Annotated in this window: 22 protein-coding genes and 1 tRNA gene; 17 read left to right on the top strand and 6 right to left on the bottom strand. The window is 49.1% G+C overall.

The features are described 5' to 3' along the window. Positions 1–12: 12 nt before the first annotated feature. Complete coding sequence (nirD, locus tag AC3WTJ_RS00720) at positions 13–345, top strand: nitrite reductase small subunit NirD (RefSeq protein ID WP_492520148.1); 333 nt, start codon at positions 13–15, stop codon at positions 343–345. Beyond that, entirely contained in the window at positions 342–2,432 is a 2,091-nt protein-coding gene (locus AC3WTJ_RS00725; protein WP_492520149.1) for a molybdopterin oxidoreductase family protein, read from the top strand. The genes nirD and AC3WTJ_RS00725 overlap by 4 nt, the downstream gene beginning before the upstream one ends. Before the next feature lie 9 nt (positions 2,433–2,441). On the opposite strand, the gene AC3WTJ_RS00730 is transcribed toward AC3WTJ_RS00725, so the two are convergent. Next, positions 2,442–6,794 carry a DEAD/DEAH box helicase gene (locus AC3WTJ_RS00730; RefSeq protein WP_492520150.1) on the bottom strand — a complete coding sequence of 1,451 codons (4,353 nt, stop codon included), beginning with the start codon at positions 6,792–6,794 and terminating at the stop codon, positions 2,442–2,444. Positions 6,795–6,968: 174 nt separating this feature from the next. Between AC3WTJ_RS00730 and AC3WTJ_RS00735 the strand changes: the two genes are divergently transcribed. Then, positions 6,969–9,005 (top strand): S-layer homology domain-containing protein, encoded by a 2,037-nt coding sequence (locus tag AC3WTJ_RS00735; protein ID WP_492520945.1) that lies wholly within the window; start codon positions 6,969–6,971, stop codon positions 9,003–9,005. Between the two features lie 563 nt (positions 9,006–9,568). Here the strand turns inward: AC3WTJ_RS00735 and AC3WTJ_RS00740 are convergent. Together AC3WTJ_RS00740 and AC3WTJ_RS00745 are read right to left on the bottom strand one after the other, a co-directional pair. Continuing rightward, on the bottom strand, positions 9,569–9,754 hold the full coding sequence (locus tag AC3WTJ_RS00740; RefSeq protein WP_127455261.1) for a hypothetical protein: 186 nt from the start codon (positions 9,752–9,754) through the stop codon (positions 9,569–9,571). Positions 9,755–9,947: 193 nt separating this feature from the next. After that, a complete protein-coding gene (locus AC3WTJ_RS00745) occupies positions 9,948–10,169 on the bottom strand; it encodes a helix-turn-helix domain-containing protein (protein WP_145661635.1) in 222 nt (73 codons plus the stop codon). Positions 10,170–10,363: 194 nt separating this feature from the next. Between AC3WTJ_RS00745 and AC3WTJ_RS00750 the strand changes: the two genes are divergently transcribed. From AC3WTJ_RS00750 to AC3WTJ_RS00760, 3 genes are read left to right on the top strand one after another with little or no spacing between them, the layout of a single operon-like run. Beyond that, entirely contained in the window at positions 10,364–11,041 is a 678-nt protein-coding gene (locus AC3WTJ_RS00750) for a DUF6483 family protein (protein ID WP_492520151.1), read from the top strand. Between the two features lie 39 nt (positions 11,042–11,080). Beyond that, on the top strand, positions 11,081–11,812 hold the full coding sequence (locus AC3WTJ_RS00755; protein WP_157319248.1) for a class I SAM-dependent methyltransferase: 732 nt from the start codon (positions 11,081–11,083) through the stop codon (positions 11,810–11,812). A 10-nt stretch (positions 11,813–11,822) separates the two neighbouring features. Then, positions 11,823–12,800, top strand: a complete 978-nt coding sequence (locus tag AC3WTJ_RS00760) for an MBL fold metallo-hydrolase (RefSeq protein ID WP_492520152.1) — start codon at positions 11,823–11,825, stop codon at positions 12,798–12,800. 503 nt (positions 12,801–13,303) lie between these two features. Here the strand turns inward: AC3WTJ_RS00760 and AC3WTJ_RS00765 are convergent. Continuing rightward, positions 13,304–14,266 (bottom strand): phosphatidylglycerophosphatase A family protein, encoded by a 963-nt coding sequence (locus AC3WTJ_RS00765; RefSeq protein WP_157319246.1) that lies wholly within the window; start codon positions 14,264–14,266, stop codon positions 13,304–13,306. Between the two features lie 272 nt (positions 14,267–14,538). Between AC3WTJ_RS00765 and AC3WTJ_RS00770 the strand changes: the two genes are divergently transcribed. From AC3WTJ_RS00770 to AC3WTJ_RS00780, 3 genes are all read left to right on the top strand, one after another. Beyond that, positions 14,539–15,588 carry a GerMN domain-containing protein gene (locus AC3WTJ_RS00770; protein ID WP_492520153.1) on the top strand — a complete coding sequence of 350 codons (1,050 nt, stop codon included), beginning with the start codon at positions 14,539–14,541 and terminating at the stop codon, positions 15,586–15,588. Between the two features lie 177 nt (positions 15,589–15,765). After that, on the top strand, positions 15,766–16,524 hold the full coding sequence (rph, locus tag AC3WTJ_RS00775; protein WP_157319244.1) for a ribonuclease PH: 759 nt from the start codon (positions 15,766–15,768) through the stop codon (positions 16,522–16,524). Further along, a complete protein-coding gene (locus tag AC3WTJ_RS00780) occupies positions 16,508–17,158 on the top strand; it encodes an XTP/dITP diphosphatase (RefSeq protein WP_492520154.1) in 651 nt (216 codons plus the stop codon). Before rph ends, AC3WTJ_RS00780 begins: the two co-directional genes overlap by 17 nt. Positions 17,159–17,206: 48 nt before the next feature. On the opposite strand, the gene asnB is transcribed toward AC3WTJ_RS00780, so the two are convergent. Next, positions 17,207–19,051, bottom strand: a complete 1,845-nt coding sequence (gene asnB, locus AC3WTJ_RS00785; protein WP_127455269.1) for an asparagine synthase (glutamine-hydrolyzing) — start codon at positions 19,049–19,051, stop codon at positions 17,207–17,209. A gap of 174 nt (positions 19,052–19,225) precedes the next feature. On the opposite strand from asnB, the gene AC3WTJ_RS00790 reads away from it, so the two are divergent. The 3 genes from AC3WTJ_RS00790 (at position 19,226) to AC3WTJ_RS00800 (ending at position 19,941) form a co-directional block, all read left to right on the top strand. Further along, positions 19,226–19,582 (top strand): hypothetical protein, encoded by a 357-nt coding sequence (locus AC3WTJ_RS00790; protein ID WP_127455270.1) that lies wholly within the window; start codon positions 19,226–19,228, stop codon positions 19,580–19,582. A gap of 46 nt (positions 19,583–19,628) precedes the next feature. Further along, on the top strand, positions 19,629–19,742 hold the full coding sequence (locus AC3WTJ_RS00795; RefSeq protein ID WP_492520155.1) for a DUF4023 family protein: 114 nt from the start codon (positions 19,629–19,631) through the stop codon (positions 19,740–19,742). Between the two features lie 70 nt (positions 19,743–19,812). Next, on the top strand, positions 19,813–19,941 hold the full coding sequence (locus tag AC3WTJ_RS00800) for a hypothetical protein (protein WP_258567559.1): 129 nt from the start codon (positions 19,813–19,815) through the stop codon (positions 19,939–19,941). 422 nt (positions 19,942–20,363) lie between these two features. Here the strand turns inward: AC3WTJ_RS00800 and AC3WTJ_RS00805 are convergent. After that, positions 20,364–20,437 (bottom strand) — tRNA-Arg (locus tag AC3WTJ_RS00805). A 173-nt stretch (positions 20,438–20,610) separates the two neighbouring features. Between AC3WTJ_RS00805 and AC3WTJ_RS00810 the strand changes: the two genes are divergently transcribed. The 5 genes from AC3WTJ_RS00810 to ispG all read left to right on the top strand — a co-directional run bounded on the left by AC3WTJ_RS00810 (position 20,611) and on the right by ispG (position 26,189). After that, the gene (locus AC3WTJ_RS00810) at positions 20,611–21,510 is read left to right on the top strand and encodes a hypothetical protein (protein ID WP_407869223.1); all 900 of its coding nucleotides are present in this window, start codon (positions 20,611–20,613) and stop codon (positions 21,508–21,510) included. Between the two features lie 110 nt (positions 21,511–21,620). Continuing rightward, entirely contained in the window at positions 21,621–22,922 is a 1,302-nt protein-coding gene (gene tig, locus AC3WTJ_RS00815; RefSeq protein WP_407869222.1) for a trigger factor, read from the top strand. A 199-nt stretch (positions 22,923–23,121) separates the two neighbouring features. Further along, positions 23,122–23,712 carry an ATP-dependent Clp endopeptidase proteolytic subunit ClpP gene (gene clpP, locus AC3WTJ_RS00820; RefSeq protein ID WP_127455273.1) on the top strand — a complete coding sequence of 197 codons (591 nt, stop codon included), beginning with the start codon at positions 23,122–23,124 and terminating at the stop codon, positions 23,710–23,712. 12 nt (positions 23,713–23,724) lie between these two features. Further along, the gene (gene clpX / locus AC3WTJ_RS00825; protein WP_127455274.1) at positions 23,725–24,993 is read left to right on the top strand and encodes an ATP-dependent protease ATP-binding subunit ClpX; all 1,269 of its coding nucleotides are present in this window, start codon (positions 23,725–23,727) and stop codon (positions 24,991–24,993) included. A 98-nt stretch (positions 24,994–25,091) separates the two neighbouring features. After that, positions 25,092–26,189 carry a flavodoxin-dependent (E)-4-hydroxy-3-methylbut-2-enyl-diphosphate synthase gene (gene ispG / locus AC3WTJ_RS00830; protein WP_492520156.1) on the top strand — a complete coding sequence of 366 codons (1,098 nt, stop codon included), beginning with the start codon at positions 25,092–25,094 and terminating at the stop codon, positions 26,187–26,189. Positions 26,190–26,233: the final 44 nt, after the last annotated feature.

Genomic DNA, 26,233 nt, shown 5'->3' on the forward strand with positions numbered 1-26,233 from the left:
GAGGAGAAGACCATGAAGACACAAGAAGAGCAAATGATTTGGGTTGAGGCCGTATCTTATGAGGATTTGTCGGTAAATACAGGCAAGACGATTCGGTATCAAGGGGAGGAAGTAGCCCTCTTCAAGATGAACAGCGGCAAACTGACGGCGATTCAAAATCGATGTCCGCATAAAGCAGGCGTGCTTGCGGAAGGTATCGTCTGTGATGAGCATGTCTTCTGTCCGATGCATGATCGCAAAATCCATCTTTCAACGGGGCTCGTGCAAGCCCCGGATACGGGATGCGTACGGACCTATTCGACGAAAGTTCATAATGGCCTTGTATTCATTGGGTTTCTGGTATGACCATACCGAAAGATCAACCTTCCTCCCATTGCTGCTTCTGCAGCATGCAGTGCGGGCTAGAGATCGTAACAAGTGACAAAACAGCCGGCCTCATTACCAAACCAAGCCAGAACTTCCCGGTTGCAACAGGCCGTCTGTGCCAAAAGGGCTTAAATGCTTTGGATCATGTGTTTCACTCCGAACGCATTCTCGAGCCTTTGCTCAAATCCGCTGCCGGATCGGGGCATTGGCAAACGGTGACATGGGACCACGCCTATACCGATATTGCCAGGCGCATCCAAAGCCTGCAAGCGGAATTTGGCGCAGATGCAATCGGCGTCTACGGCGGCGGATCTTTAACCAATGAGGTCTCTTATTTGCTGGGCAAGTTCACTCGAGTTGCTTTGAGCAGTAAATATATCGATTACAATGGCCGTTACTGCATGTCTTCCGCAGCGGCGGCTTCCAACCAAGCATTCGGTATTGATCGAGGCATGTCGATGCCTTTGTCCGAAATTCCGAATGCCAAATATATCATTCTAGCGGGCACCAACATTGCTGAATGTCAGCCGACCATGATGCCGTATCTGCTTGAAGCGAAAAAGAAAGGTGCGGTCATTGTCACGATTGATCCACGCAATACCATGACTTCGAAGGTCGCTGATATTCATGTTCGTTTGCAGCCCGGGTTCGATTCGGTGTTTGTTAATGGTCTACTGTATGTCATGCTGGAAGAGAAGCTTGTCGACGAACGTTTCATTCAAGAGCGGACATCGGGCATCGAGAGTTTGCAGGAAGCGGTGAGATCTTACACGCCGGAAAGAGTGGAGGAACTGACTGGTGTTCTGGAGCCTGTCATTCGAACCATCGCTCGCGGCTTTGCCAAAGCGGAAACGGGAATCGTTCTGACGGCACGAGGACTGGAACAGCAATCCAACGGTGTGGAGAATACGCTGAATTACATTAATTTATCCTTGATTACGGGAAAAATAGGGCGTAAAGGCTGCGGTTATGGGGCCGTTACCGGCCAAGCAAACGGCCAAGGCGGTCGCGAGCATGGCCAAAAAGCCGATCAACTGCCCGGTTACCGCTTAATCGAGGATCCTGCTGCGCGTGAGCATGTTGCGAAAGTATGGGGCATCGATCCCAGCGAGCTGCCAGGCAAAGGGGTCTCCGCCTACGAACTTCTGAAGAAAGTCGATGAGGGTGAAATCAAGGCCTTATTTGTACTTGGATCGAATCCGCTAGTTTCTAGTCCGAATAACCGCATGGTGGAGCGGGCGCTGCAAAAGCTGGATCTGCTAGTTGTTGTGGATATGTTTGAAACAGAAACAGCACGCTACGCCCATTACTTGCTGCCTGGTTCTTCCTTCGCAGAAGCGGAGGGCACGATGACCAATCTGGAGGGGCGTGTGTTCCATCGCTCCCAAGCGATGGAGCTGCCAGGAAACAGCAAGCTCGATTATCATATTATTTGTGATTTAGCCGAAGCGCTGGGGCGCGGAAGGTACTTTCAATATGAAGGCATCGAAGACGTGTTTCGCGAATTGGCAGCCGCATCCGCAGGCGGGAAGGCCGATTACAGCGGTATCACGTACCACAAGCTTCAAGAGGAAAAAGGAATATTCTGGCCATGTCCGGCTCCTGATCACCCGGGAACACCGCAATTATTCGCCGATCATTTTCATCATCCCGATGGTAAAGCCAAATTATTCGGCATTCAGCCCAAAATGCCGGCAGAGCCGATCGATAGCGAGTATCCTTTCGTCTTAACTACAGGGCGTCTGGCAAACCATTATTTGAGCGGCGTTCAAACGCGCCGGACGGAAGCTCTGCATAAGAAAGCTCCCGTACCCGTGGCGGAAATACATCCATGGCTGGCCAAGCGAATCGGACTTGGCATGAATAGCAAAATCCGGTTAACGAGCCGCCGGGGTTCACTTGTTTTCGAAGTGAAGGTAACCGAAGGCATCCAGCCTCGTACGGTGTTCGTTCCCTTCCATTGGGGGGATGAACACTCGATCAACGTGCTGACGAACGATGCCCTTGACCCGACGAGCCGGATGCCGGAGTTCAAAATATGTGCTGTACAAGTGGAACGTGCATAGAAGACCGTATCAGCTTAATTGGCTAGGCCAAAGAACGAAGCTGGTGCGGTCTTTTTCTGCGCCAAGAAGCTTCAAAACTTCCTGTTCAGGCGCATCGGAAATACGGACACCGTTCCATGTCTCGATGACGATTTTGCGCAGTTGGTGCTGTTTCAGCAGTTGCCGGAACATGAGCTTGAGCTCGTGGGCAGTCTCCGTCAATTCATGGCTATGTGCAGAGAGCTGGTAGATGCGCTTCCCGTTGTTTTCGATCCAATACAACCACTCGCTGCCTTTGAGAGCTAAGTAATTGCCGGTTTTGCGGGAGAAGGAAATACCGGGTTTTTCAGGCCAGGGAACAAGCAGCCCACAAGGATTGGCTGGATCGACTGCACTAACTAGCGTGAAAGAAGATGAGTGGTCAGATCCTTGTGCCACTGGCTGTTGCAGCAGACGAATAAAGTCTTTCGTCGCGAATTGAAGAGCATGCAAATCGGTGATGAACAGCCCTCGGACGACAAGTCCCCATTCTTCCAATTGACGCAAGGCAGTATGAATCGCTTCCCATGGATAGGGGCAAAGCGCAGAGACGAGGTCCTTGGTAATGAGACCATAACGCTCTAACAGATGATGCGTCCACTGCATGGCGGAGGATTGCCTATCAAAAGCCGCATTATGCAGTGTGCTTAGGGCATACCAACGGCCAAGCCCTGATTGGAATTTGTCCCCTTTCTTCGAAGAGGAATTGCCCGTGGCATGAAGCCGCAGCGGCGCGAACTGATCATTGGCCGCCTGACCATCCCAGACAAGCTGGAGCAGCTCTTCTAATAATAAGGAAGGGGTTTTTCCGGTTTCAAGGCCAAGCTTGCTGAGAAACACAGCCCCTTTGGCTTCCATAAGGCTCAACAGTTCTGGAGAAGAGGCAGGTCTATGGTGCATCCCGGCAAGGCAGGGTTCGAAAAGTGTGGAACTTTCGGCTAGAAAGAAAGCGATGCGACCTTCTTTTTCACCCTCATCTTTGTGGCCTATCCAAAAAACTTCACCTGATGAACATAACATATCCAAGTCCTGTTTCCGGTAGGATAACTGCCTTGTCGGGAAAAAAACGGATTCCCAGAGTGAAACGGGCAGGAAGAAGCCCTGCAAATCCGTGATTATTTCCCGCAGCTGCTCCATACCGGGAACGCTTGATCTTCCGATGAGTTTGCGCATAAGCGGCATGTGCAGCAGATAGGTGAGCGGAGGAATAGCTGAGTTCTCGCGTCTCAGAATCTGTAGCGATTGGCGTACTAAGCGGGAAGCGACCTTGCTGCTTGTCCAAAGCGACTCCACTTCAGGATCGGCGAAAGATGCAGGTTCTAATAAGCGGGAAGCGATAGCTTCTTCGATCCAGCTTTCAATATGCGCAATCTCCAGCTCGTAGCGGTCCGCAAGCTCCTCAGCGGTGAAAGACAGCCGCCCGTCCGCATACCTCTGGAAGACGAATGTTCTGGAGAGCGGATCTAAGGTGAGCGAAGTATAAAATGTGACTTCATCGCTGCATATATAACGCGTCTCGCCGGTGAAGGAGATGGCTGAGGTTTTGCCTTGCTCCAGCAGTTCCTTTATCCAGGTCTGAGCGGAGGAAGCAGTGGTAGACCCAGCTTTGACGAGTTCGGTGACGGAGGCGTCTCCGCGTTCTTTTAAATAACGAAAAACATGCTGAGCTGACGTCCATGCTTCTTCCGCCCAGGCAAGTTTGGCTTCTTCGTCTTCCAGGACTTGAGGATTTATCGCGTTACGAACAGTCTCTGCGCCAAAAATATCGGCAGCCATCTGCCGGCTGAAGCCTAGTAATTCGACTTGCAAATCCTGAGATAAGCTGTCGGATTCATATATTTTTTGGGCGACATAATCGGATTGAAATTGAGCCGCCAGCGGTGAAGGGAAGTGGTTGCGATGAACCGCAAAGTGGATTTCACCAGCTTGCATCCCGTCCAGGATACTCCCCAGATGCTCCAAATCCACATGCTCTTGCAAGCATTCGCGCATGGCTTCTTGAAAGAGCGGAAATCGCTCTTTGTAGGGCAGCGCTTCTTTCATCAACTCCTGGCCGCGAAGCCTTTTCAGCCAAGCAGGCATTCGTGTGAAACTGCGGGAAAGCAGCAGGGAAGTTTCCGCAAGCCGCTGGAAAGCCGCACCGAACATGCCGGATTCCGCGACAGCTCCGATAACCAATTGTTCCGCTTCATGATAAGAAAGGGACATGATAGCCTGCGTAACCGTTTCTTGATAGCTGGGAAAAATCAATTCGATGCCGTTGTCCTTGGCATTTGTATAGATAGCCTGGTGTCCGTTCTGGCTCAGATGCTTCTCGAGCGCCATAAGCCAAGTCCGGTTTACTTTCCGTCCAAATAAACTGTGCAGTACGTAATGCGTTTGGTTCTGTTCATCGGCAAAAGTTTCAATAACAACCGTTTGATCGGTCGGTACTGTATTGACCGCAATTTGATTGCGAATGAGCCCGATCAGGGCATGGCTGGCTTCTGTATCGAAAAAATACTGCTCCATGAGCCATTCTTGGACGTCGACATCTCCCTTTGTATGAGACTGCGCGTTCAATCGATCCCGCAGCTCACGCCAAAGCAATCCCGTTTGAACCCCGAGCTGATAGGATTTCCCGCCAGTCTCCCCGCGCCAGAAAGGGATTTCGCTGTACCGGTTCTCGGCTTCCTGCACATAAATGCGTTCCGGGCGCTTGCGAACGATGCGCCACGAAGCCGTACCCAGCTGGAATACGTCGCCGATCGACGATTCGTGAATGAACTCTTCATCCAGCTCGCCTAGATGAAGGCCGGTTTCGTTATGATGCACGGGATAGGCCGTGCTCTGCGGAATCGTGCCCGCGCCTGTCAGCGCGGCCATCTGTGAAGCCGCTACGCGTTCCAAGCGGCCGGTTTCGCGGTCCCATGCGATGAGCGGACGCGCAAAGGGGTATAACCCCGCGAGCACCTCCAGCATCGCGAGCCAGCGCTCCCGCGGCATCTCGCGGAAGGAGTCGCTCTGCGCGAGCAAGCGCGCCAGGAGCGCGACATCCAGCTCGTCGCCGAGCGCGGCCATCGCGACGAGCTGCTGCGCCAGCACATCGAGGCTGCCCCGCGGGATGCGGATGGCCTCGATGTCGCGCGCGGCGATCCGCCGGCTGAGCACGGCGAGCTCCGGCAGCAGGCTGCGGCTGCGCGCCAGCAGCACGCCGCGGCTGACGCTGCCGACGGCGTGGCCGGCGCGGCCGATCCGCTGGATGCCTGCGGCAGCGGTGAAAGGCGAGTCGATCTGGATGACCAGATCGACATGGCCGACGTCGATGCCGAGTTCCAGCGACGACGTGGCGACCAGGCAGCGAAGCTCGCCGGCTTTGAGCTGGCGCTCGACTTCGAGCCGGATCTCGCGGGCTACGCTGCCGTGGTGGCTTCGCGCGATCTCATGACCGACATGGTCATTGAGGCGCAGGGTTAACCGCTCGCACAGTCTGCGGCTGTTGGCGAAGATGAGCACCGTGCGGCAGCCTTCCATTAGCTGCAGCACACGTTCTACAAGAGGCGTCCAGATGGCCTCTTTATCCGCTCCGGCACGTGCCGGCTCCGGCATCGTGACCTGCAGGGCGTAGTGCTTCTCAGCTTTGCTCTCGATAATCGCGACAGGGCGCGGCTCGCCGGCTTCCCATCCGCCGAGATAGCGTGCGACGCGTTCGATCGGCTTTTGTGTGGCAGAGACGCCGATCCGCTGAACGGATCGCCCGCACCACACCTCCAGCCTTTCCAGCGTCAACGACAAATGCATGCCGCGCTTATCCGCTGCCAAATCGTGAATCTCGTCGATGACGACTTGCTCCACGCTCTTGAGCATTTCTCTCGCGCGCGGCGAAGTAAGCAGCAGATAGAGCGACTCTGGCGTGGTCACCAGCAGATCCGGTGGATGCTTTAACATCGAAGCTCGCGTACTCTGCGTAGTATCGCCGGTGCGGACGCCGACACGCAGTCCGTGCCAGGCGGTGTCCTTTTCAAATGAGGCGGCAAGCTCCTCAATCTCCGCCATAAAATGAAACAAATGATCATGAATATCATTATTCAGCGCTTTTAGCGGCGTAACGACCAGAACGCGTACACCGGGAGCGTAGGGCTCGCCGCCAGCCTGTTTCATTTTCACAATACGATCCATACAAGGCAGTAAGGCCGCTAATGTTTTACCTGAACCCGTAGGGGAGGAGATGAGGGTATGCTTTCTGGCAGTTATCTCTTTCCACGCCTGCTTCTGTACGTCGGTAGGCTCGCCGAAACGTGAAATAAACCACTCCTTCAGAATCGGGTGGAAAAGAGACAGAGGTCCCTCTGCAAGTGCCGTCATTTCGTTCGCTCCCTTGCTCATAATTTCTTCCAACATAGCATAATGTAGGCGCTTTCGCCAATGGCGTGCCCAAAAGATAGGAAAATAAAAGTGCACCCTCCTAAAAATAACCAATTCAACGAATTGATTTGATACATGTGATTATTTAAGGTGAAGGAGTGTGAGTAAAGCTTGATGCTCAAAAAAGTAATTGCGACGGGCCTTGCTTTCGTAACAATCATGGGGAGCAGCACAGCTGTTCTAGCTAAAGACAATGGCAACGGCAGCGGTAACGGCAATCGGAAAGATGACGGAAAGGTCGAAATCCACCTCACTTTTAACGATTTGAAAACCGCGGAATGGGCCATACGCTATATCGCGAGCTTAGCATCCATGCGTGTATTTGAGGGGTATGAGGATGGTACCTTTAAACCGCAAAACACGGTTTCACGCATTGAAGCGATAACAGCAGCCGTCCGGCTTATGGGGCTTCGCAGCCAAGCAGAATCTTCAGCCAAAATGAGCACACATCTCAATTTCAAAGATGCCAATCAAATTCCGGCCTGGGCGGTAGGCTATGTAGCTGTTGCACTGGAAAATGACCTGTTTTCCGAAAATGACGACTCCGTTCAGCCTCAAAAAGAAGGCGATCGGTTATGGGCGACGACGCTTTTGGTCAAAGCTCTGAAGCTGGACGCTCAGGCCAAATCCAAAATGAACACGGCCCTTCCGTTCAAAGATGCAAAGCAGATTCCTGCAGGTTCTGTTGGTTATGTCGCTGTGGCCATTGAAAAAGGCCTGGTTGATGGCTTTGAGGATAACACGTTCAGGCCGAATCAGCCGGTTACTCGGGCTCAACTTGCCGCATTGCTTGACCGTACAGGAGGTCAATTGCCGGATCAAGGAAATAACACACTGACGGGAACTGTAAAAGGTGTAGTTAACGGGAACGCCTTAGTATTGGCAACCTCAGGTGCGACATCAACCTATGCCTTGCATCCGGACGTTTACATTTACAAAAATGGAGTGAAAATCGCTCCTTCGGCTTTGCAGGCTGGAGACGAAGTGAGTGTGCGGACTTTTAACAATCAAATTATATATATTGAAGTAACTAAACCAGTGCAAACCATTATAACTAGCGGTACCGTCAGCGCAGCGGTTGCCAACAATACATTGACACTTACCAAATCGGGCGTTACCTCATCTTTGCAGTTCCATCCGGATATTGTCGCCTACCGCAATGGTGTGAAAGTGAGTCCTTATGAGCTGAAAATCGGGGATGAAGTTAACATTCGCACCTCGGATAACAAAGTCATCTATGTTGAAGTGACCAAATCGGTTGTTCCGATATCCAGCAGCGGTACCGTCACAGCCGTTGTGAATAACAATGTCCTTAAGCTTACCAAGTCAGGAGTTACAACCAACTATACGCTGCATCCAGACATCGTTATTTATCGAAATGGCGTCAAAGTTGCGGCTACCGCTCTGATGGTCGGTGATGAGGTGAATGTTCGGACCTCGGACAATAAAGTTATTTTTATTGAAGTAACACAAACGGCGCAAGCAATTACGAATAGCGGAACGATCACGGCAGCGGTGAGTAACAACGTACTAAAGCTCAAGAAAGACAATGTGAATTTTGAAATAAAGCTGCATCCGGATGTCGTGGTGTATCGCAATGGTTTGAAAGTGGCTCTATCCGAACTGAAAATTGGGGATGAAGTTAACGTTCGCACCTCCGAGAACAAAGTCATTTATATTGAAGTGACCAAAATGGTGCAGCCTATCACGAATAACGGCACCGTTAGCGCAGTTGTTACCAATAACGAGCTGAAGCTAACGAAATCGGGAGTTACAACCGCTTTTACCTTGCATCCGGATGTCATCGTCTATCGTGGCGGCGTGAAGGTTAGAGCCATTGACCTTAAAGTAGGCGACGAGGTCGATATCCGCACTTCTGACAATAAAGTCATCTATATTGAAGTAACGAAAAGCGTTGACGAGAATTTGCCTTTTGATCTTCAAGGGAAATTGAAAGGAACGACGCTTAATGCGCAAGGCGAGCTTGCTACGATTTCTATCGTGCAATCGATTAATGGCAAGGATCAGACGACCGTGTATCAAGTTGCTTCCAGCGTGACTATTGCAGGCAACTTGGCGTTATTTAAGGAAGGACGGCTTGTTCAGCTGAAAGGCGCGAATAAGGTTGTGACTTCTATCACGATAAAGTGATGGAGAGAGACTAGTGGGAGATAGGGAAGAGGTTAGAAAAAGAGAGAAGAAGGAGCCCTGCATGGGGCTTCTTTTTTTGTGATGGGAACTGTGGGTCACTATTTTAGCGAGTTCGAATCCTTGGCGATCTTGGTTCGTAAGTAGAAATTTATTTTTGTGGTCGCTGCTTATGCATGTGTGTCACCCTTACTTGTGCCTACCGGGTCTGTTCCATAACACGAGAAAGTCGAAAAGGCCATTTCAAGTGAAAGAAAAGTTCGTATAGATCGTGAGACGTTCGAAAAAGCCGGCTCAACCGCTATTTCTCCTCGGAAACAGCTGGCATGTCGTGCGTGAGTTCAAAAAAGGCTCTCTCACGAGCCTTTAAGACCGTAGCCCTATTGTGAGAAGTTCAACATTGACGTCTCACCAACATACAAACTGATTATTTATCCGCTGCACTAAAACAAGCTAAACACCCAAAAGGAGCCTCACTCAGTGCTTCGCTCCTCCAGAACTCATCCCGAAGCTCCTCTCTGGGCCTCGCTCCCCTCCGACCTACCACAAGCAAACAAAAAAGCCCATTAATAATGGGCTAAAATCACAGCAATATCATTATCATTGAATTGGAAGGCGCCTTCTTCTGATTTCGTGAAATGATGGCCCCTTGACTCAATATACTGGCAGAGCCGAAACAGAATGCCTGGTTCCACATTCAGGAGTTCTGACAAGGAAAACACATTTTTTTGCTCGGTAATCATTTCGATCATGGATTGAAATAGCCCCCTAAAGGTGTAATGTACTTGTTAGTTACTACTATAGTACATGCTAAGGATCATTTACTGTCGAAATGTTGGGTTAACAAAACGTTCACTTTTTAACGCGCGCGCGAACAACATAAAAGCCCTCGAATCCTCCAATAGGAGGCATCGAAGGCTTACATGGATCCGTTTGCTGACGGAATCAGATCTTTAATTCCCCAAGCTTGATCAGTTCTACAACCGCTTGTGAACGACCCTTTACGTTCAGCTTTTGCATGACATTGGAGATATGATTTCTCACAGTTTTTTCACTGATAAAAAGCTGCTGTGCGATATCTTTCGTCGTTTTGTCCTGCACTAATAGTTCGAATACTTCGCGTTCGCGGTTCGTAAGTAGAAATTTGTTTTTGTGGTCGCTGGCCATGGATGTGTGTCACCCCTCCTTGCTCGGGTATTGGGAAATACAAGGTTTAGGGATACAGTCAAAATTAGTTTATGAAGGGCTGCTGCCAATGGTGCGGTGTATATGGAAAAATAGGCGATATCCGCTTTTGAGTTTCTATCCGAGGCGTGGTAAGCTGAAACGAGGCATATCATTTGGGCACGGGAGGGTTTCTTATGTTCAAACGTGATTATTTTATGCGGCAGATTGAGCAGATGACTCAGGTCCTGCATCGCATTCTTTTTAATAAGGAACATATTCCACTGGCGGATGCCCAGCAGTTGTTGGACGAAGCCAGCCGGCATTTGCTCGGGCTCAATGTTCGTTCGTTAATGGCTTTATCAAGCAAGGATATCCTGGAGCTGCTCTCCTATCATGGAAATTTGGATACGGCGAAAGCGATGGTCATTGGAGATATGTTCGTCGGTCGCGGAGATCTGTTGAAGCAGCATGAACAAATGGACGAGGCCTACCATGCCTATGTAAAATCTCTCGATTTACTGCTGCACTTGTCTCTTTCTCCCGAAGTTAGTCCTAAGGATGATGAGAGCGTAGAAGTGGCTGCTCGCATACAAACCAGTCTGGATCGGCTCACAGCCTGGATGGTTCCGGAGGATATGAAGAGGTTGCTTTTTGCCCATTATGAAAAACAAGGCGACTACGCGAAGGCGGAGGACGTGCTGTTTCATTATATGGAGGACCATCCGGACCAATCGGAGTTCCTGCGGCAAGGCGTTACCTTTTATAAAACACTGCTAAATACCGAAGAAAAGTTGCTCGAAGCAGGTAACTTTAGTACGGAGGAAGCCGCAGAAAGCTTGCGCCGGGTGCAGATGAAACTGGACTCTTTTTAAAACTTCTAACGATTATGAATAGAAATTGCAGGTGATAAAATGGCTTGGTATCAGGAAAGCTTTGGAAATGATTATTTATTAGTATATAAGCATCGGGATATGCAAGGCGCTTATCATGAAGTGAAAAAAATGATGGATTGGCTTGACCTGGAGCAAGGGGCCGAGGTGTTGGATTTGTGCTGTGGGATGGGGCGTCATTCCTTGGCACTGGCTGATTTTGGTTATGAAATCACGGGTGTTGACTTGTCTGAAGTGCTTTTGACAGAAGCGGCAGAATTGGATAAGCAGAAGCGTGTGACATGGGTGCGCGGTGATATGCGGGAAGTTCCCTTGGGGCGCCAGTTTGATGCGGTTGTGAATTTATTTACTTCATTTGGCTATTTTGATGAGGAAGATCAGAATGCCAAGGTGTTTTACGAGATGCATCGTCTCTTAAAAGAGGGCGGTCGTTTTATCATCGATTTTCTGAATCCGATTTATGTTCAAACTCATCTCGTACCGCAATCACAGCGGATGGAGGGAGACATTCAAATTCTCGAAACGAGAGCCATTGAAGATGGCTGTGTGCGTAAGCGAATTGTGATATCGCAGGAGGGATCTCCGGAGCGGAAATATTTGGAACAGGTGAAATTGTACGACCGAGTGGCGTTTGAGGCGATGCTGCAAAAAGCAGGTTTACATATAGATCACGTATACGGCAGCTATGACGGTCATCCGTATGAGGCTGACGCATCGTGCCGGATGATTTTTGTAGGGCATAAGGAAGGATGACGACTCGCTAATGAACATCGTAACCGAACATACAGATGAAATTACGCAAGTGAAGGTGCCGCTGCCTTTTCCGCTTCGTTGGGTGAACGCCTACCTGATTCGCGGCAGCAAAGGATACACGGTCATGGATCCGGGGCTGCATACCCCGGACGCGGAAGCGCTCTGGCTGCAGGTGCTGCAGGAGCACGGGATCGGCTTCGAGCACGTCGAGCAGATCGTGCTCACCCACCACCATCCCGATCACTACGGGATGGCAGGTTGGTTCCAGGAGCGCACGGGCGCGCCGGTTCTCCTCTCGGAGACCGGTTACGCGCAAGTGCAGCTCCTGTGGGGGCCGGAGCAGCCGATGTCGGCGCGGCTGCTGGAGCTTTTTGCCCGGCACGGCTTCCCGGAAGCCGGGCTGGCGGAGATGACGAAGCACATGGTGAGCTTCGTCGATTTGGTTTCCCCGCAGCCGCAGGTTACGCTGCTGCGTGAAGGCCCTGTGCGCCTCGGGGACCGCGTATACGAAGCCATGGAGACCCCCGGCCATGCCGCGGGTCACCTGGTCTTCTACGATGCCGAGGCGGAGGTGATCTTTTGCGGCGACCACGTCCTGCCACAAATATCGCCGAACGTTTCCTTCCTCCCGCAGGTGGAAGAGAACCCGCTCGGCGAGTACTTGCGCAGCCTGCAGGAGATCGGCAGGCTGCCGGTCAAGATGGCTTACCCGGGGCACCGGGAGCCTTGGTCCGGCTTTGGCGCACGCACCGAGGAGCTGGTGCGCCATCATCATGAGCGGCTTGCGCTCATGGAGGGTCAGCTAAGCGCGCCGCTTAGCGCTTATGAAGTGTGCCGCGCGACCTTCGGCGACCGGCTCAGCGTGCATCAGATGAGGTTCGCGTTGTCGGAGACGATCGCTCACCTCATCTTGTTGGAGGCGGAGGGCCGCGTTCAGCAGGTCGACCCTGCCGCGGAGCTTGTGCGCTACGTAGCTATCACCCGCTAAATGAATAAAAGCACATCACATCCCCATGTTGAGCGGATGTTGATGTGCTTTTTTGTCATTGGCGGCGGCTCTACGCGAGTTAGAGGGAACTATGGTCCACTATTTCCGCGAGAAACAGTCACTTCGCGGTCTGAAGGGAACTACGATCCTCTATTTTCTCGATTTTAGCTGAAATTTGGCGGTTTGAGATCAAATAGCGCCCTGTAGTTCCGCTAAAATCAATAAATCGCTTATTTCCCGTGAATAGCGTCCTCTGGTTCCCTTAACCTACTCCTGACTCGCTCAAGCATCTCTCTGCCTTCATCTTTACGACATCTCCGCGAGTTCGCATCACGCGTCAGTCTCGGTCTTCATCGTCTCGGCGACTCCGCGATTTCGCATCACGCGTCAGCACCGCTTTCATCGTCCCGGCATCGCCGCTAGCTCCGCCTTCATGTTCTCGGCATTCCGCGAGTTCGCATCACGCGTCAAACCGCCTTCATCTTCTCCGCCATCATCCTACACTACTTCAAAGGCTTACTGTAAGTAGGAATATTATTATGCGCTAACCGGCCGCAAGCAGCAGCCACAATGCCGCAAACCATATCGTCAATAAACGTATTGCATTTCCCCTCGGAATGATCGCTGTCCAAATCTTTAATGATCCCGATTTTCTCTTTGTCCAAGTAGCCGAAATTCGTAAGCGCAATCGTTCCATACATCAGCGGTACAGCGGTTGCGATACTTTCATCTACTCCGAAAAGCCCTTCGTCTTGCCCGACAATATGGTTATATTGCGGATTGAATTCGCCGGCTTCGACGGCGGTGTCTATTTTGATCGCCAACTGCAGCGCATGGAAGGTCTGTTGTTTGCGCAGCACAGCAACAATATGTTCTTCGCATAGGCTGCGCTCCATGTCAGGATTGTAGGGACGCTGAAGCTGGTCCAGAATTTCCACCATATCTTCAAGCTGGACACCTCTCTCAGCCAGGAGAGCGAGATTGCGCTGCGAATAGTCGACTTTTACATTCTCCGAAATGATGACACTTGCCGTTGAAGCAACAATCGCGCAAATGCCTTTTGAAATAAACGATTTAGGGCGTTTGGTCGGAAAGAAAAAACGGAATTTACAATCCATGAAACCGAAAAGGGAGGCTGCGCCGCTGCCGTACAAGCCACAGATTGACATGGCAATGGTTCGATGTACGTTGTAGGCAGGGTCTTTCATGCTAGCTAAAAGCTCGGAGTCATGTTTGACCTTTTTTTGCAGCTCCATGAGTGTGGTCATGACGTTATAAGTTTCTGTTTTGCTTAAAACACCTAATAAAGTCGTGGTGATCGTCTCGTAAGGGATTTTTTTGATGCCTTTGATTTCCACAAGCAGGCGGGCAACAGCTTCTTCGATGACGGCTTGTGGATAGTGACTGAATACTTCATCCCGGAATTCGTTGAAAATGAGCGTTTTATCTTTGAGGAATGTTCTCATCTGTGCGCCTCCAGTTAGATCAAATCTGTCTATTTTTACAAGTATAGCATATCGCGTTAAGAAGCCGAAAAGGCATGGATGGGGCAGAAAAAGGGTGGGGACTTTTCGGGACTAGTTTTTTGAACATGTGGACAAAAAGTAGTTATAAATCGGACAAATCCCCGTATACATAATAATACGAAAAAGCAATGTACAGGCCATGCCGAAAAGTAAATAAGCGGCAGACGCTTCAGAAGAGGCTTCTGCGAAAACTCGAAGGAGGAAATAAGCAAATGAAACATCAACATTGGATTCGTTCAGCCGCTATCGCGGGGGTGATTGCCTTGCTGACCACAGGATGTTCGGTCCTGGGCACTGGGAAAAAAGCTGACATTGATGCACCTCCGACCACGGGTGCGGAAGCAGGCGTTCAGACGACATCTGCTGCGGTCACGATCGATATGATCGACGATAATTCATCCCAAATGACGGTGTATGTGAAGGACGCCAAAGGCTTCGTCGCTCCGCTGAGTCTGGGATTGCCGAAATCGGTGTCGGTTGCGAAGACGACGCTGGAGTACATGGTGGATGGCGGTCCGGTCTCCAGTTTACTCCCATCTGGCTTCCAGGCCTTGCTGCCAAAAGGGACGAAAGTCATCAGCCTAAATGTAACTTCAGACAAACGCGCCATTGTCGATTTTTCAAAAGAGTTCCTCACGTATGATCAGCAAAACGAAAGAAAAATATTAGAAGCAATCACTTGGAATCTGACGAATTTCCCAACGGTAGAGAAAGTACAACTCCGTGTTGAAGGTAAGGATCTCAAAGAGATGCCAAAAGGCAAGACGCCGCTTGATACTCCGCTGGCGCGTTCGATGGGGATTAATCTTGAGAAGGCAGAAGACGCGGAATTCGGGCAATCCACACCGGTTACGCTTTACTTCCTTAATCAAAACGATCAAAACTACAAATATTATGTACCTGTAACAAGGCTCGTCAAAAGAACGGATAATGTAGCGAAAGCCGTTGTAGATCAGCTGATCAAAGGGCCTGATCAGAAGAAAGGGCTGGCTAGCGTACTGAACGCCGCAACGGAAGTGAAGAGCATTAACCCGGCGGACGCTTTGATTACGGTGGACTTCTCGAATAAGCTGCTGGGCGCTGATCAGAAAGCGCCTGAAGATGCGCTGAAATCCGTTATTCTTTCCTTGACGGAGAATACAGGCTTTAAGCAAGTTCAGATCAAAGTGGATGGCGCAGTGAAATTTACATCTTCGGATAGCACTCAGAACTATACGAAGCCAGTTGCAAGACCAGCTCATATTAATCCGACCAAGTCATAATCAGCTTGCGTCGCTTCATAGACCTCTATGCAAGGAATCTTGCATAGAGGTTTTCGCATCCTTTTGATCAGCCGGGTATCATTGTTCTTGTTGAGGGTGCTTTTCTCCGGCTACTTTGTTACAATGGGGCGAGAGTATTCAGCTTCCCTTGGAAGCGACAGGAGGAGAACACGATTTATGCGAATTGGCGGAAGAACAAATGAAGAATTGCGCCCTATGAAAATAACCCCTCATTATATAAAACACGCTGAAGGCTCGGTGCTCATTGAGGTCGGGGATACGAAAGTGATTTGCACAGCAACGGTTGAAGAGCGTGTCCCGCCTTTTATGAAAGGACAAGGCAAAGGTTGGGTAACCGCCGAATATTCCATGCTTCCTCGCGCCACGCAAGTGAGAAATCAGCGTGAAGCGGCCAAAGGCAAGCTTGGCGGACGGACGATGGAGATTCAGCGTTTGATCGGCAGGGCGCTGCGTTCCGTCGTTAACTTGGAAGCTTTGGGAGAAAGATCCATCACCTTGGACTGTGATGTTATCCAAGCTGACGGAGGTACTCGGACCACTTCGATTACCGGTGCATTCGTAGCGATGGCATTCGCGATCAACAAACTGGCAACGGATAAAAATTTGGCGAAGTTTCCGATTAACGACTTTTTAGCTTCTGTTTCTGTTGGCGTTATCGGCCAAACACCGCGATTGGATCTCAACTATGAAGAGGATTCGCAGGCTAAGGTGGATATGAACGTTGTTATGACGGGGCAAGGCCAATTTGTTGAAATCCAAGGAACGGGCGAGGACTCTCCGTTTTCACGCAAGGAATTGGATGAGCTCCTTGCGCTTGCAGAATCAGGGATTCATACGATGATTGAAGAACAGTCTAAAGTGCTAGGCCCTATAGCGGATCGTATTCGGGGTGTACAACATGCGGCTACGAAGTAATATCGTTGTGATTGCAACCCGCAATGAGGGGAAGGTCAAGGAGTTTGAAAGTCTTTTTGGCCCAAAAGGGTACAAGGTCCGCAGTTTGGCCGATTATACGGATCTTCCGGAAATCGTCGAAAGCGGCAAAACGTTTGCGGAGAATGCGCGAATCAAAGCACAGATTATTTCGGCGCATCTGCATGTTCCTGTCCTTGCCGACGACTCAGGCTTGTGCGTGAAGGCGCTCGGCGGTGACCCCGGTGTTTATTCGGCTAGATATGCCGGTGAGAACGCAACGGATGCAGCCAACAATCACAAACTGCTTCAAGCTTTGAGTGAGTCCGCGGCGGCTGATGGGTTGCCTATGGAAGCGGGACATCCGAAGTTTTTAAGCGAGGCTGCCTTTGTTTGTGCCCTTGCTCTTATCGATCCGGTGGCGAATGAAACCATTGAGGCTGAGGATTCTTGCGCGGGGTACATTATTGCGGAACAACGCGGTGAGAGTGGCTTCGGCTACGATCCGCTGTTTTATATTCCTTCTCTGGGAAGAACCATGGCGGAGCTGACGGTGGAAGAGAAGAATGAAATTAGTCACCGCGCCAAAGCCTTGAGATTATTCCTGGATAGGCTTCCTGATCAAAATGAATCCTAATGAAAAGGCCTGCTCCCACATCAACAGTGGACAGCAGGCCTTTTTCTATTAACGAATTGATATTTTATAGTTTCGCAACCACATATCCACTTGTGCCAAATAGGCGAACAGCTGAGGTCCCGTCATCAACTGGCCGAACCATGGGAGATCGAAGTCGTTCGTGTCGGAGCTGGCGAGTGCCCGTATTTTTTTTACATCAATGAAGGGCAGCAGCGGTGAGCCGGGGTCATCCAAAATTTCCAGCACCCATTTGCGAACAGCCGTTAAATAATTAGGGTTGTGCGTCTTTGGATACGGACTTTTCTTGCGGGTTAAGACATCATCAGGCAGAACGCCTTTGAGTGCTTTTCGTAAAATGCCTTTTTCCCGGTCTCCGGATGTTTTGATTTCCCAGGGAATGTTCCACACATACTCAACGAGACGGTGATCGCAGAATGGAACACGCACCTCAAGCCCGACAGCCATGCTCATGCGGTCTTTGCGGTCGAGAAGAGTCGGCATGAAACGGGTGATGTTGAGGTAGGACATTTCCCGCATCCGGTTTTGCTGCTGCGTTTCTCCTGCTAGCCGCGGTACCTCGCTTAAGGCCTGCTGATAGCGATTGCTGACATATTCAACTGGCTTAATCCAGTCAACTAGGTCAGGTGCCAGCAGATCGACTCGGTTAGGCAATTTCAGTGACCAAGGGAACGTATTGGCAGAGAGGGCTTCTTCGTTGTGGAACCAAGGATATCCGCCAAAGATTTCATCAGCAGCTTCGCCCGAAATGGCGACCGTGGCTTCCTTTTTGATTTCCCGGCAAAACAAATAAAGGGATCCGTCAACATCGGCCATTCCCGGGGTATCCCGGGCAAAAACGGCTGTTTTCAGGGATTCCACTAGTTCAGGCGTATCGAACTCAATATAATGGTGCTCGGTGCCAAGATGCTCTGTCATCCGCTTAATCCAAGGGGCATCCGAGTTTGGCTGAAAAAGGTTGGCTTTGAAGTGCTTATCATTATCTTTGTAATCGACTGAGAAAGTGTGCAGAGCGCCTTTTCCGCTTTCTTTGTAATGCTCCGCGGCAAGTGAGGTCAGTGCGCTGGAGTCAAGCCCTCCGGATAGCAGCGTACAAATCGGTACGTCGGAGACGAGCTGCCGCTGGGCTGTGTCGCTCAGCAATTGTTGAACCTGAAGCGCCGTCGCTGCCACATCATCTGGATGAGGTTGGCTTTCCAGCTTCCAGTACGTTCTGATGGATAGGCCGTTGCGGTCAAAAATAGCGCATTGTCCCGGTTTCAGCTCCGACATATTGCGATATATGCCATGTCCCGGTGTGCGCGCGGGACCTACTGCGAAGATTTCGGCCAACCCTTCCGCGCCGACTTCCGCTTGAAAGTCAGGATGTGCGAGGATCGCTTTTGGCTCAGAACCGAATAGAAGGACACTGTTCTGATGAGAATAAAAAAGCGGCTTTACGCCAAGCCGGTCTCTGACCAAATAGAGGGATTGCTCCTGGTCGTTCCATGCTGCGAAGGCGAATATGCCATTCAGACGGTCTACACAAGCCCGCCCCCATTCAATGAAGGCAACAAGCAGCACCTCGGTATCGCAGGTTGTTCGAAAATGATGTCCGCGCAATTCGAGTTCTTTCTTCAGCTCGGGGGCATTGTAAAGTTCGCCATTATATACGATCGTATAGGTGTAGTCTCCTTGTTTCCGGATCATAGGCTGAGCGCCGTTTTCCGGATCCATTACACTAAGACGTCGATGGCCCAGGGCGCAATGCTGTGAGATCCAGGTGCCAGAAGCATCCGGTCCACGCAAATGGAGCGTTTCCGTCATATTTTCTAGAATGGACGGGTACCCGGTCAAGTCTTTCCGCCAATCTATCCAACCCGTTATTCCGCACATAGACGTTCCTTCCTTTCTTTATGAAGAGAGCATGATGATAAAGGGTATGCAAATTGGGAATATATAATGTCTGTCCAAGAATAGCGAGAAATGTCATCGGATAGATTTTGTGTTTTAAATCCAAGCCTGTTATTATTAATGAATTATTATTACTAAACAGTAAAGGTGATGGCCATGAAAAAGAAACATTCCAAAGCACAAATCGATTATCTAGCCTCCAGAGAGCATTTTTTGCAAATTAGTAATCAAGCGGATAAACGGATTGCCGATTTGAAAGAGGCTGGCCAAGAAGTCGGACAGGCTGAAATGGAAGATATCATTGAACGCGTTGGCCTGCACCGTGCCTATAATGAACTGACACAAGCGGAGAATTTGCTGATTAATTGGACGCAAATCGCCATTAAAACAGAGCCTGAATTCATTGCAAATCGCAGTAATTTCGAGGAACTCTATGAAAGAGTCAAAACAGATGCAGAAGCTAGAGGCGCTCTTCTAAATTTAGCCATGCGTTTAAATCTTGACCTTGCGTGACATTCTAAAGGGGTAGTGCCATTCTTTCTTCAGGAGGCGAATGCTCATGGATAGTCATTTCATTAGCAAGCTGCACGACAAGCAGAGGAAAGCCGCGAAGAATTTCAAGACACAAGGTGACGGTCAGCCAGGCAGTAACTTGCCTCACAAGAAGCACTAAAGTCTAATGGCATTAACAAGAGCCTGTAGAGATCACTCTACGGGCTCACCTTACTAGGAGGGAATTCATCATGGGCAAAAAAAGTATGAAACAAAAAGCGCAAAGCACGATCGATCATTCCAAGCAATCGTCACGCGTGCAGTCTAATTTGGATTCAACTGAGCCTGGCCATCATCAGCCGAATCGGCCTTCTGTGTAGGAACGGATTGTATTTTAAAATAATGCTTCAAGAAGCCGCAACCGTAGGTTGGCGGCTTTTTCTATTTAGAGGACTTACGGGCCACTATTCTAGCAAATTCAGCCCGTTGCCGCGTTCAGCGGAACTACAGGGTCTTATTTGACCCACTCATCCCGTTTTCTTCAAGAAAACGGATAAATAGAAGCCCACAGTTCCCCTCGCGCGAAAAAATGGCTATTTCGATGAAATAGCGCCCTGCAGTTCCTTCGTAAAGTACCGTTGGAGGAGTTATCTTCTTCCGTAGTTTAGCTTGTTAAGAGCGCCACGCGATAGCAACTAATTTCATTGGGTAGTTTGCTCCATACAATTAGAGGAGAAGCTTCGCTTACCTCAAAAAAACAAAAAAAGACCGCGAAATCTCGCGGTCTTCTCTCCTTGCAATACGTCCCAGGAGGGATTCGAACCCCCGACCGCACGCTTAGAAGGCGTGTGCTCTATCCAGCTGAGCTACTGAGACATGGACCTCTTCTTACCTAGCAGCGTGTAGCTGTTTGGCGAAGCAAGAGTTATATTATCATATCTTTTTAAGAGAAGTCAACACTTGTTTAAAAATTATTTTGCAATCACCCGAACAATCAAGTAAACTGTCACCAGCAGACCAAGATTTCTGAGGTGATCCACATAACCGAGTTGTCGATGAATAATGTTATTCTTTTCCCGAAAACAGAGCAATATTACGAAGAGGAACTTACCAGGTTTCTAAAAAACGAACAGTATAGCGATGCTCTTCAACTGCTGACATTTCTGCTTCAATTTCCAGCTGCGCAATCGGATAAGATCGAGCAGTGGGAAGCATTGCGGATTTGGCTGCAAACGATGTTTCCAGAAGAGCTATTCCCTATGCCGAGTCCATCGGAAGAGGATTTAGAGGAAGAAGAGGATTTATTAAGGCAATACATACATGAGAAGTCGTCAGATGATGGGGCATATGCCTTGAAGCTGCTGGACTTGCTCAAAGAAGGTAATTTGGAGCAGCAAGTAAGCAGTCTTGAGCAATTGGGTTTTATCGATCAACCCGGCATAGGCTCGGCTATCAAAGAATGGCTCAGCGAAAAACCGCGGCACCCGCATATCCAATTCAAGGCGCTGCAGGCGCTTAAGCAAATGGGGGAGCAAGGATTCATTGAGTTTCCCAAAAACGGGAATAGGATTGCCGTCCAGATCGAGGAGACACCGCTGTGCCCGGAGGATTTTCCATCCCAAATTCGTGATATGATTCGCAGAGTCGGGGATATTAGTGAAATAAGCCAGCCGGATTTTGTTTATTTTGCCAAACAAACTTGGCAGGAATTTTTGGCCTATGCCTATGGAACAGCCATTTATTCAGACTTGCTGAAAACCGAAGAAGGCGCCGTTGACGTTTGGGCATCTGCCTTGCACGCGATTTTGCAAGAACGATTATTCGGTTCTGTTAACAAAGAGGAATTGCTAGATAATTACGGGATTGTAGGGTCGATGGCGCTGCAATGGAAGCGGGCGCATCTCGTACTGCAAGCGTTTGTGAAGCAGTTTAACCCGGATCCGTTTTAGGGGCGAAAGGTCGCCTTGAAATGAATTTGTTATATGTTATAATAGAATGGTTATAATGAGCGTAACGTGAAAATATGTCATCGTACATTTTTGGAAGGGGAAAGCATAAAATGAAAGCAAGTTGGGAAAAAATAGAGAAGAACGTAGGCGTTCTTGAAGTGGAAGTTGGCGCAGAGCGCGTCGCAGATGCATTGGATAAAGCTTTCAAAAAAGTATCCGCGAAAGTAAATGTACCAGGTTTCCGTAAAGGGAAAGTGCCACGTTCAATCTTTGAAGCTAAATTTGGTGTAGAAAGCCTATACCAAGATGCACTAGACATCATTTTGCCAGAAGTTTACGTACAAGCGATTGAAGAGGTTAAAATCGAGCCTGTTGATCGTCCGGAAGTAGACGTAGAGCAATTCGGCAAAGGACAAGTTCTTAAATTCAAAGCGAAGGTTACTGTTAAACCGGAAGTAACGCTTGGCGATTACAAAGGCATCGAAGTTGAAGCTGTAGATGCTAACGTAACGGACGAAGAACTGGACAGCGAGCTTTCCCGTCTGCAACAACGTCATGCTGAATTGGTTGTTCTTGAAGAAGGACAAGCAGCTAACGGCGATGTAGTTGTTCTTGATTTCGAAGGTTTCGTTGATGGCGAAGCATTCGAAGGCGGAAAAGCAGAGAAGTACTCCCTTGAGCTTGGCTCCAACTCCTTCATTCCAGGGTTCGAAGAGCAGCTTGTAGGACTTGGTAAAGGCGAAGAGAAAGATGTTAACGTTTCTTTCCCTGAGAACTACCACTCCGAAGATCTGAAAGGCAAAGCGGCTGTGTTTAAAGTGAAAATTCACGACATCAAACGCAAAAACTTGCCAGAACTTGATGACGAGTTCGCTAAAGATGTGAGCGAGTTCGACACGCTTGTTGAGTACAAAGAAGAATTGAAAAACCGTCTTCAAGAGCGCAAAACAAAAGATTCAGAAGCTGCTCTGGAAACAGCTGTTGTTGATAAGGCTGCGGCTAACGCTGATGTTGAAATTCCAGCATCCATGGTAGAAGCAGAACTTGATGTAATGGTGAAAGAATTCGAAAGACGTCTTCGCTCCCAAGGCATGACGCTTGAGATTTACTTCCAGTTCTCCGGTCAAAACGAGAGCGTGCTGAAAGATCAAATGAGAGAAGATGCTGAGAAGCGTGTTCGCAACAACCTTGTTCTTGAAGCCATTGCAGCTGCAGAAAACATCACAGTATCCGACGAAGAAGTTGACGCGGAACTTGAGAAATATGCACCATCCTACCAAAAATCAACGGCAGAACTTCGTGAGCTGTTTGCTTCTAACGGCAGCCTAGATGGTCTGAGCAATGATCTTGTGATTAGAAAAACGGTTGACTTCTTGCTTGAAAATAGCAAGCATGTTTCCGCAGCAGTATAAATAAGGTAAGTAAAGGCACGTACGTAAGCAACGTGCCTTTCTTTTACCCTATTTTAGCCACAAACTGCCTACAAACATAAGAAATTCATTGAATACATAGCAGTCTTCTGAAAAAATGACTTTGCTGCTCAAACATGTTAAACTGTTACTGAATCCCAATTTGGAAAACATGGCTTTGGCCACAAAAGGAGTTGGTACAATGAGTCTTATTCCTATGGTTGTTGAACAAGAGGCACGTGGGGAACGCTCTTACGACATCTACTCGCGTCTACTTAAGGACCGCATTATTTTCATTGGGACTGCCATTGATGATGATGTGGCTAATTTGGTCATTGCCCAGCTGCTTTTTTTATCTGCTCAGGATCCCGAAAAGGATATCCACTTATATATCAACTCACCAGGTGGATCTGTAACAGCTGGAATGGGTATCTTCGATACCATGCAATTTATTAAACCGGATGTATCTACGATTTGTGTAGGTATGGCCGCAAGTATGGGTTCCTTGCTGTTAACAGCGGGCGCCAAAGGCAAGCGATACGCGCTGCCGAATGCTGAAGTTATGATTCACCAACCGCTCGGCGGTGTAAGAGGTCAAGCGACCGATATTAAGATTCACGCGGATTGGATTATCAAAACGAAACAAAAACTCAACCAGATTTATGTGGATCGTACGGGACAGCCGCTTGAAAAGATCGAAAGAGACACCGACCGGGATAACTTTATGAGCGCTGAAGAAGCGAAGGCATACGGGTTAATCGACGAGGTTATCACTCGAAACGACTTGAAATAAAGGAGTGATCCCATGTTTAAATTTAACGATGAAAAAGGCCAACTCAAATGTTCCTTTTGTGGAAAATCCCAAGACCAAGTTCGCAAGCTTGTTGCAGGTCCGGGAGTTTACATTTGTGATGAATGTATAGAGCTTTGCACGGAGATTGTGGAAGAAGAACTAGGCCACGAAGAAGAACTGGATCTGAAGGATGTTCCGAAACCGAAGGAAATCCGCAACATTTTGGACCAGTACGTCATCGGCCAGGAACAAGCGAAGAAATCACTTGCTGTAGCGGTTTATAATCACTACAAGCGTATCAATTCCCAAAATAAACTGGAAGATGTTGAGCTTCAAAAAAGTAACATCGTTCTTCTAGGACCAACAGGAAGCGGTAAAACGCTTCTTGCACAAACGCTTGCCAAAATCTTGAATGTTCCTTTCGCTATCGCGGACGCAACTTCATTGACGGAAGCAGGTTATGTAGGGGAAGACGTTGAGAACATTTTGCTCAAACTGATTCAAGCTGCAGATTACGATGTGGAGAAAGCAGAACGCGGCATTATCTACATCGATGAGATCGATAAAGTAGCACGCAAATCCGAGAACCCGTCTATTACTAGAGACGTTTCTGGTGAAGGCGTTCAGCAAGCTTTGCTGAAGATTCTTGAAGGTACGGTTGCATCAGTTCCTCCGCAAGGCGGACGCAAACACCCGCATCAAGAGTTTATTCAAATCGATACAACCAACATTCTGTTTATTTGCGGCGGAGCTTTTGACGGTCTGGAGCAAATTATCAAACGCAGAATCGGTAAAAAAGTGATCGGCTTCAGCACAGACGGAGCTAAAGTAGATTTGAAACCGGGCGAGTACCTGTCCATGGTACTTCCTGAAGACCTGCTCAGATTCGGATTGATTCCGGAATTCGTAGGCCGTCTGCCGGTTATCTCTACCCTAGAGCCGCTGGATGAAGCAGCACTGGTTCGTATTCTTTCCGAGCCGAAAAATGCGCTCGTGAAACAATATCAGAAGATGCTCGAAATGGATAACGTTTCACTCGAATTCGACGCAGAGGCGCTTGATGCCATTGCGAAAGAAGCGATTAAACGGAATACCGGCGCGCGCGGTCTGAGAGCAATCATCGAAAGCATTATGCTTGACGTGATGTTTGAAGTCCCTTCAAGAACCGATGTCTCTTCTTGTGTAGTCTCCAAGGAGACTGTTCAGAACAAGCTAACGCCTGTGCTGACAACGAAAGACGGTTCACAAGCGTCAGGCAAGAAAAAAGAAGAAAGTGCGTAACCCATAATTTCATTAACGAACACACAGCCTCCAATCCGGTTTCCTTATTCAGGAAATTGGAGCGGAGGATGTTTGGTGTCATGGGGAGAGAAACCATAATGTTCCATAGAAAAGATACGCGGCCCGTTCGAGTAGGCGATCTGACCATCGGCGGCAGCAATGAAGTCATCATGCAAAGCATGTGTACGACGAAAACAGCGGATGTAAAGGCCACTGTTGCTGAAATTCTTCGTCTGGAAGAAGCAGGCTGTCAATTAGTTCGCGTAACCGTGAACAATAAGGAAGCCGCTGAAGCGATTAAAGAAATTAAGAAACAAATCCATATTCCGCTAGTTTCCGATATTCATTTTGACCATCGTCTAGCGCTTGCTGCAATTGAGAACGGGATCGATAAAGTGCGGATTAACCCGGGCAATATCGGTCGCCGAGAGAAGGTTGAAGCGGTAGTTAAGGCTTGTAAAGAGCGCGGGATTCCAATCCGAATCGGTGTGAATGCAGGTTCGCTGGAGAACCATCTGCTCGAGAAGTATGGTTATCCGACGCCGGAAGCTATGGTGGAAAGTGCTTTATTTCATATCAACATTCTAGAAGAATTAGATTTTCATGATATTATCGTCTCCCTCAAAGCTTCTGATGTACCGATGGCGATTGCCGCTTATTCACAAGCTGCGAAAGCTTTTAACTACCCACTTCACCTTGGTATTACGGAAGCGGGAACGCTCTTTACGGGCGCAGTGAAAAGTGCCGCGGGTATTGGAACGCTTCTCAACATGGGCATCGGGAACACGCTTCGTATTTCACTTAGCGCGGATCCGGTTGAAGAGATTAAGGTGGCGCGTGAGCTTCTCAAAACGTTCGGGTTAATTACGAACGCAGCAACGCTTGTATCCTGCCCGACTTGCGGACGTCTAGACATTGACTTGTTCTCGATCGCTAACGAGGTAGAGGACTACATCGCCAAGATTAAGGTGCCGATTAAAGTATCCGTCCTAGGCTGTGCCGTAAACGGTCCTGGAGAGGCTCGTGAGGCGGACATCGGGATTGCCGGAGCTCGTGGTGAGGGCATGCTGTTCCGCTATGGAGAAATGATCCGTAAGGTGCCGGAAGCCGAACTGCTCGATGAGCTGAAGAAAGAAATTGATATTATCGTCAAAGCCTATGAAGAAACAGGCGTCATTCCTGGTCGTAAGCACTAATTTTTCTTTAACATAAGTAAAGCCGTTAAGAACCCTTGTAAGGG

This window comes from Paenibacillus sp. FW101-FHT12H11 (assembly GCF_058790355.1).

What these genes read in the sequence shown, in the direction of transcription:
- AC3WTJ_RS00735 (WP_492520945.1), top strand. Translation starts at nt 6,969, where the DNA reads ATGCTCAAAAAAGTAATTGCGACGGGCCTTGCTTTCGTAACAATCATG.
- AC3WTJ_RS00770 (WP_492520153.1), top strand. Translation starts at nt 14,539, where the DNA reads ATGAAACATCAACATTGGATTCGTTCAGCCGCTATCGCGGGGGTGATT.
- tig (WP_407869222.1), top strand. Translation starts at nt 21,621, where the DNA reads ATGAAAGCAAGTTGGGAAAAAATAGAGAAGAACGTAGGCGTTCTTGAA.
- AC3WTJ_RS00730 (WP_492520150.1), bottom strand. Translation starts at nt 6,794, where the DNA reads ATGACGGCACTTGCAGAGGGACCTCTGTCTCTTTTCCACCCGATTCTG.
- AC3WTJ_RS00765 (WP_157319246.1), bottom strand. Translation starts at nt 14,266, where the DNA reads ATGAGAACATTCCTCAAAGATAAAACGCTCATTTTCAACGAATTCCGG.
- asnB (WP_127455269.1), bottom strand. Translation starts at nt 19,051, where the DNA reads ATGTGCGGAATAACGGGTTGGATAGATTGGCGGAAAGACTTGACCGGG.
- AC3WTJ_RS00760 (WP_492520152.1), top strand. Translation starts at nt 11,823, where the DNA reads ATGAACATCGTAACCGAACATACAGATGAAATTACGCAAGTGAAGGTG.
- AC3WTJ_RS00780 (WP_492520154.1), top strand. Translation starts at nt 16,508, where the DNA reads ATGCGGCTACGAAGTAATATCGTTGTGATTGCAACCCGCAATGAGGGG.
- AC3WTJ_RS00795 (WP_492520155.1), top strand. Translation starts at nt 19,629, where the DNA reads ATGGATAGTCATTTCATTAGCAAGCTGCACGACAAGCAGAGGAAAGCC.
- AC3WTJ_RS00750 (WP_492520151.1), top strand. Translation starts at nt 10,364, where the DNA reads ATGTTCAAACGTGATTATTTTATGCGGCAGATTGAGCAGATGACTCAG.
- AC3WTJ_RS00790 (WP_127455270.1), top strand. Translation starts at nt 19,226, where the DNA reads ATGAAAAAGAAACATTCCAAAGCACAAATCGATTATCTAGCCTCCAGA.
- ispG (WP_492520156.1), top strand. Translation starts at nt 25,092, where the DNA reads ATGTTCCATAGAAAAGATACGCGGCCCGTTCGAGTAGGCGATCTGACC.
- AC3WTJ_RS00745 (WP_145661635.1), bottom strand. Translation starts at nt 10,169, where the DNA reads ATGGCCAGCGACCACAAAAACAAATTTCTACTTACGAACCGCGAACGC.
- rph (WP_157319244.1), top strand. Translation starts at nt 15,766, where the DNA reads ATGCGAATTGGCGGAAGAACAAATGAAGAATTGCGCCCTATGAAAATA.
- clpX (WP_127455274.1), top strand. Translation starts at nt 23,725, where the DNA reads ATGTTTAAATTTAACGATGAAAAAGGCCAACTCAAATGTTCCTTTTGT.
- AC3WTJ_RS00725 (WP_492520149.1), top strand. Translation starts at nt 342, where the DNA reads ATGACCATACCGAAAGATCAACCTTCCTCCCATTGCTGCTTCTGCAGC.
- clpP (WP_127455273.1), top strand. Translation starts at nt 23,122, where the DNA reads ATGAGTCTTATTCCTATGGTTGTTGAACAAGAGGCACGTGGGGAACGC.
- AC3WTJ_RS00755 (WP_157319248.1), top strand. Translation starts at nt 11,081, where the DNA reads ATGGCTTGGTATCAGGAAAGCTTTGGAAATGATTATTTATTAGTATAT.
- AC3WTJ_RS00800 (WP_258567559.1), top strand. Translation starts at nt 19,813, where the DNA reads ATGGGCAAAAAAAGTATGAAACAAAAAGCGCAAAGCACGATCGATCAT.
- nirD (WP_492520148.1), top strand. Translation starts at nt 13, where the DNA reads ATGAAGACACAAGAAGAGCAAATGATTTGGGTTGAGGCCGTATCTTAT.
- AC3WTJ_RS00740 (WP_127455261.1), bottom strand. Translation starts at nt 9,754, where the DNA reads ATGATCGAAATGATTACCGAGCAAAAAAATGTGTTTTCCTTGTCAGAA.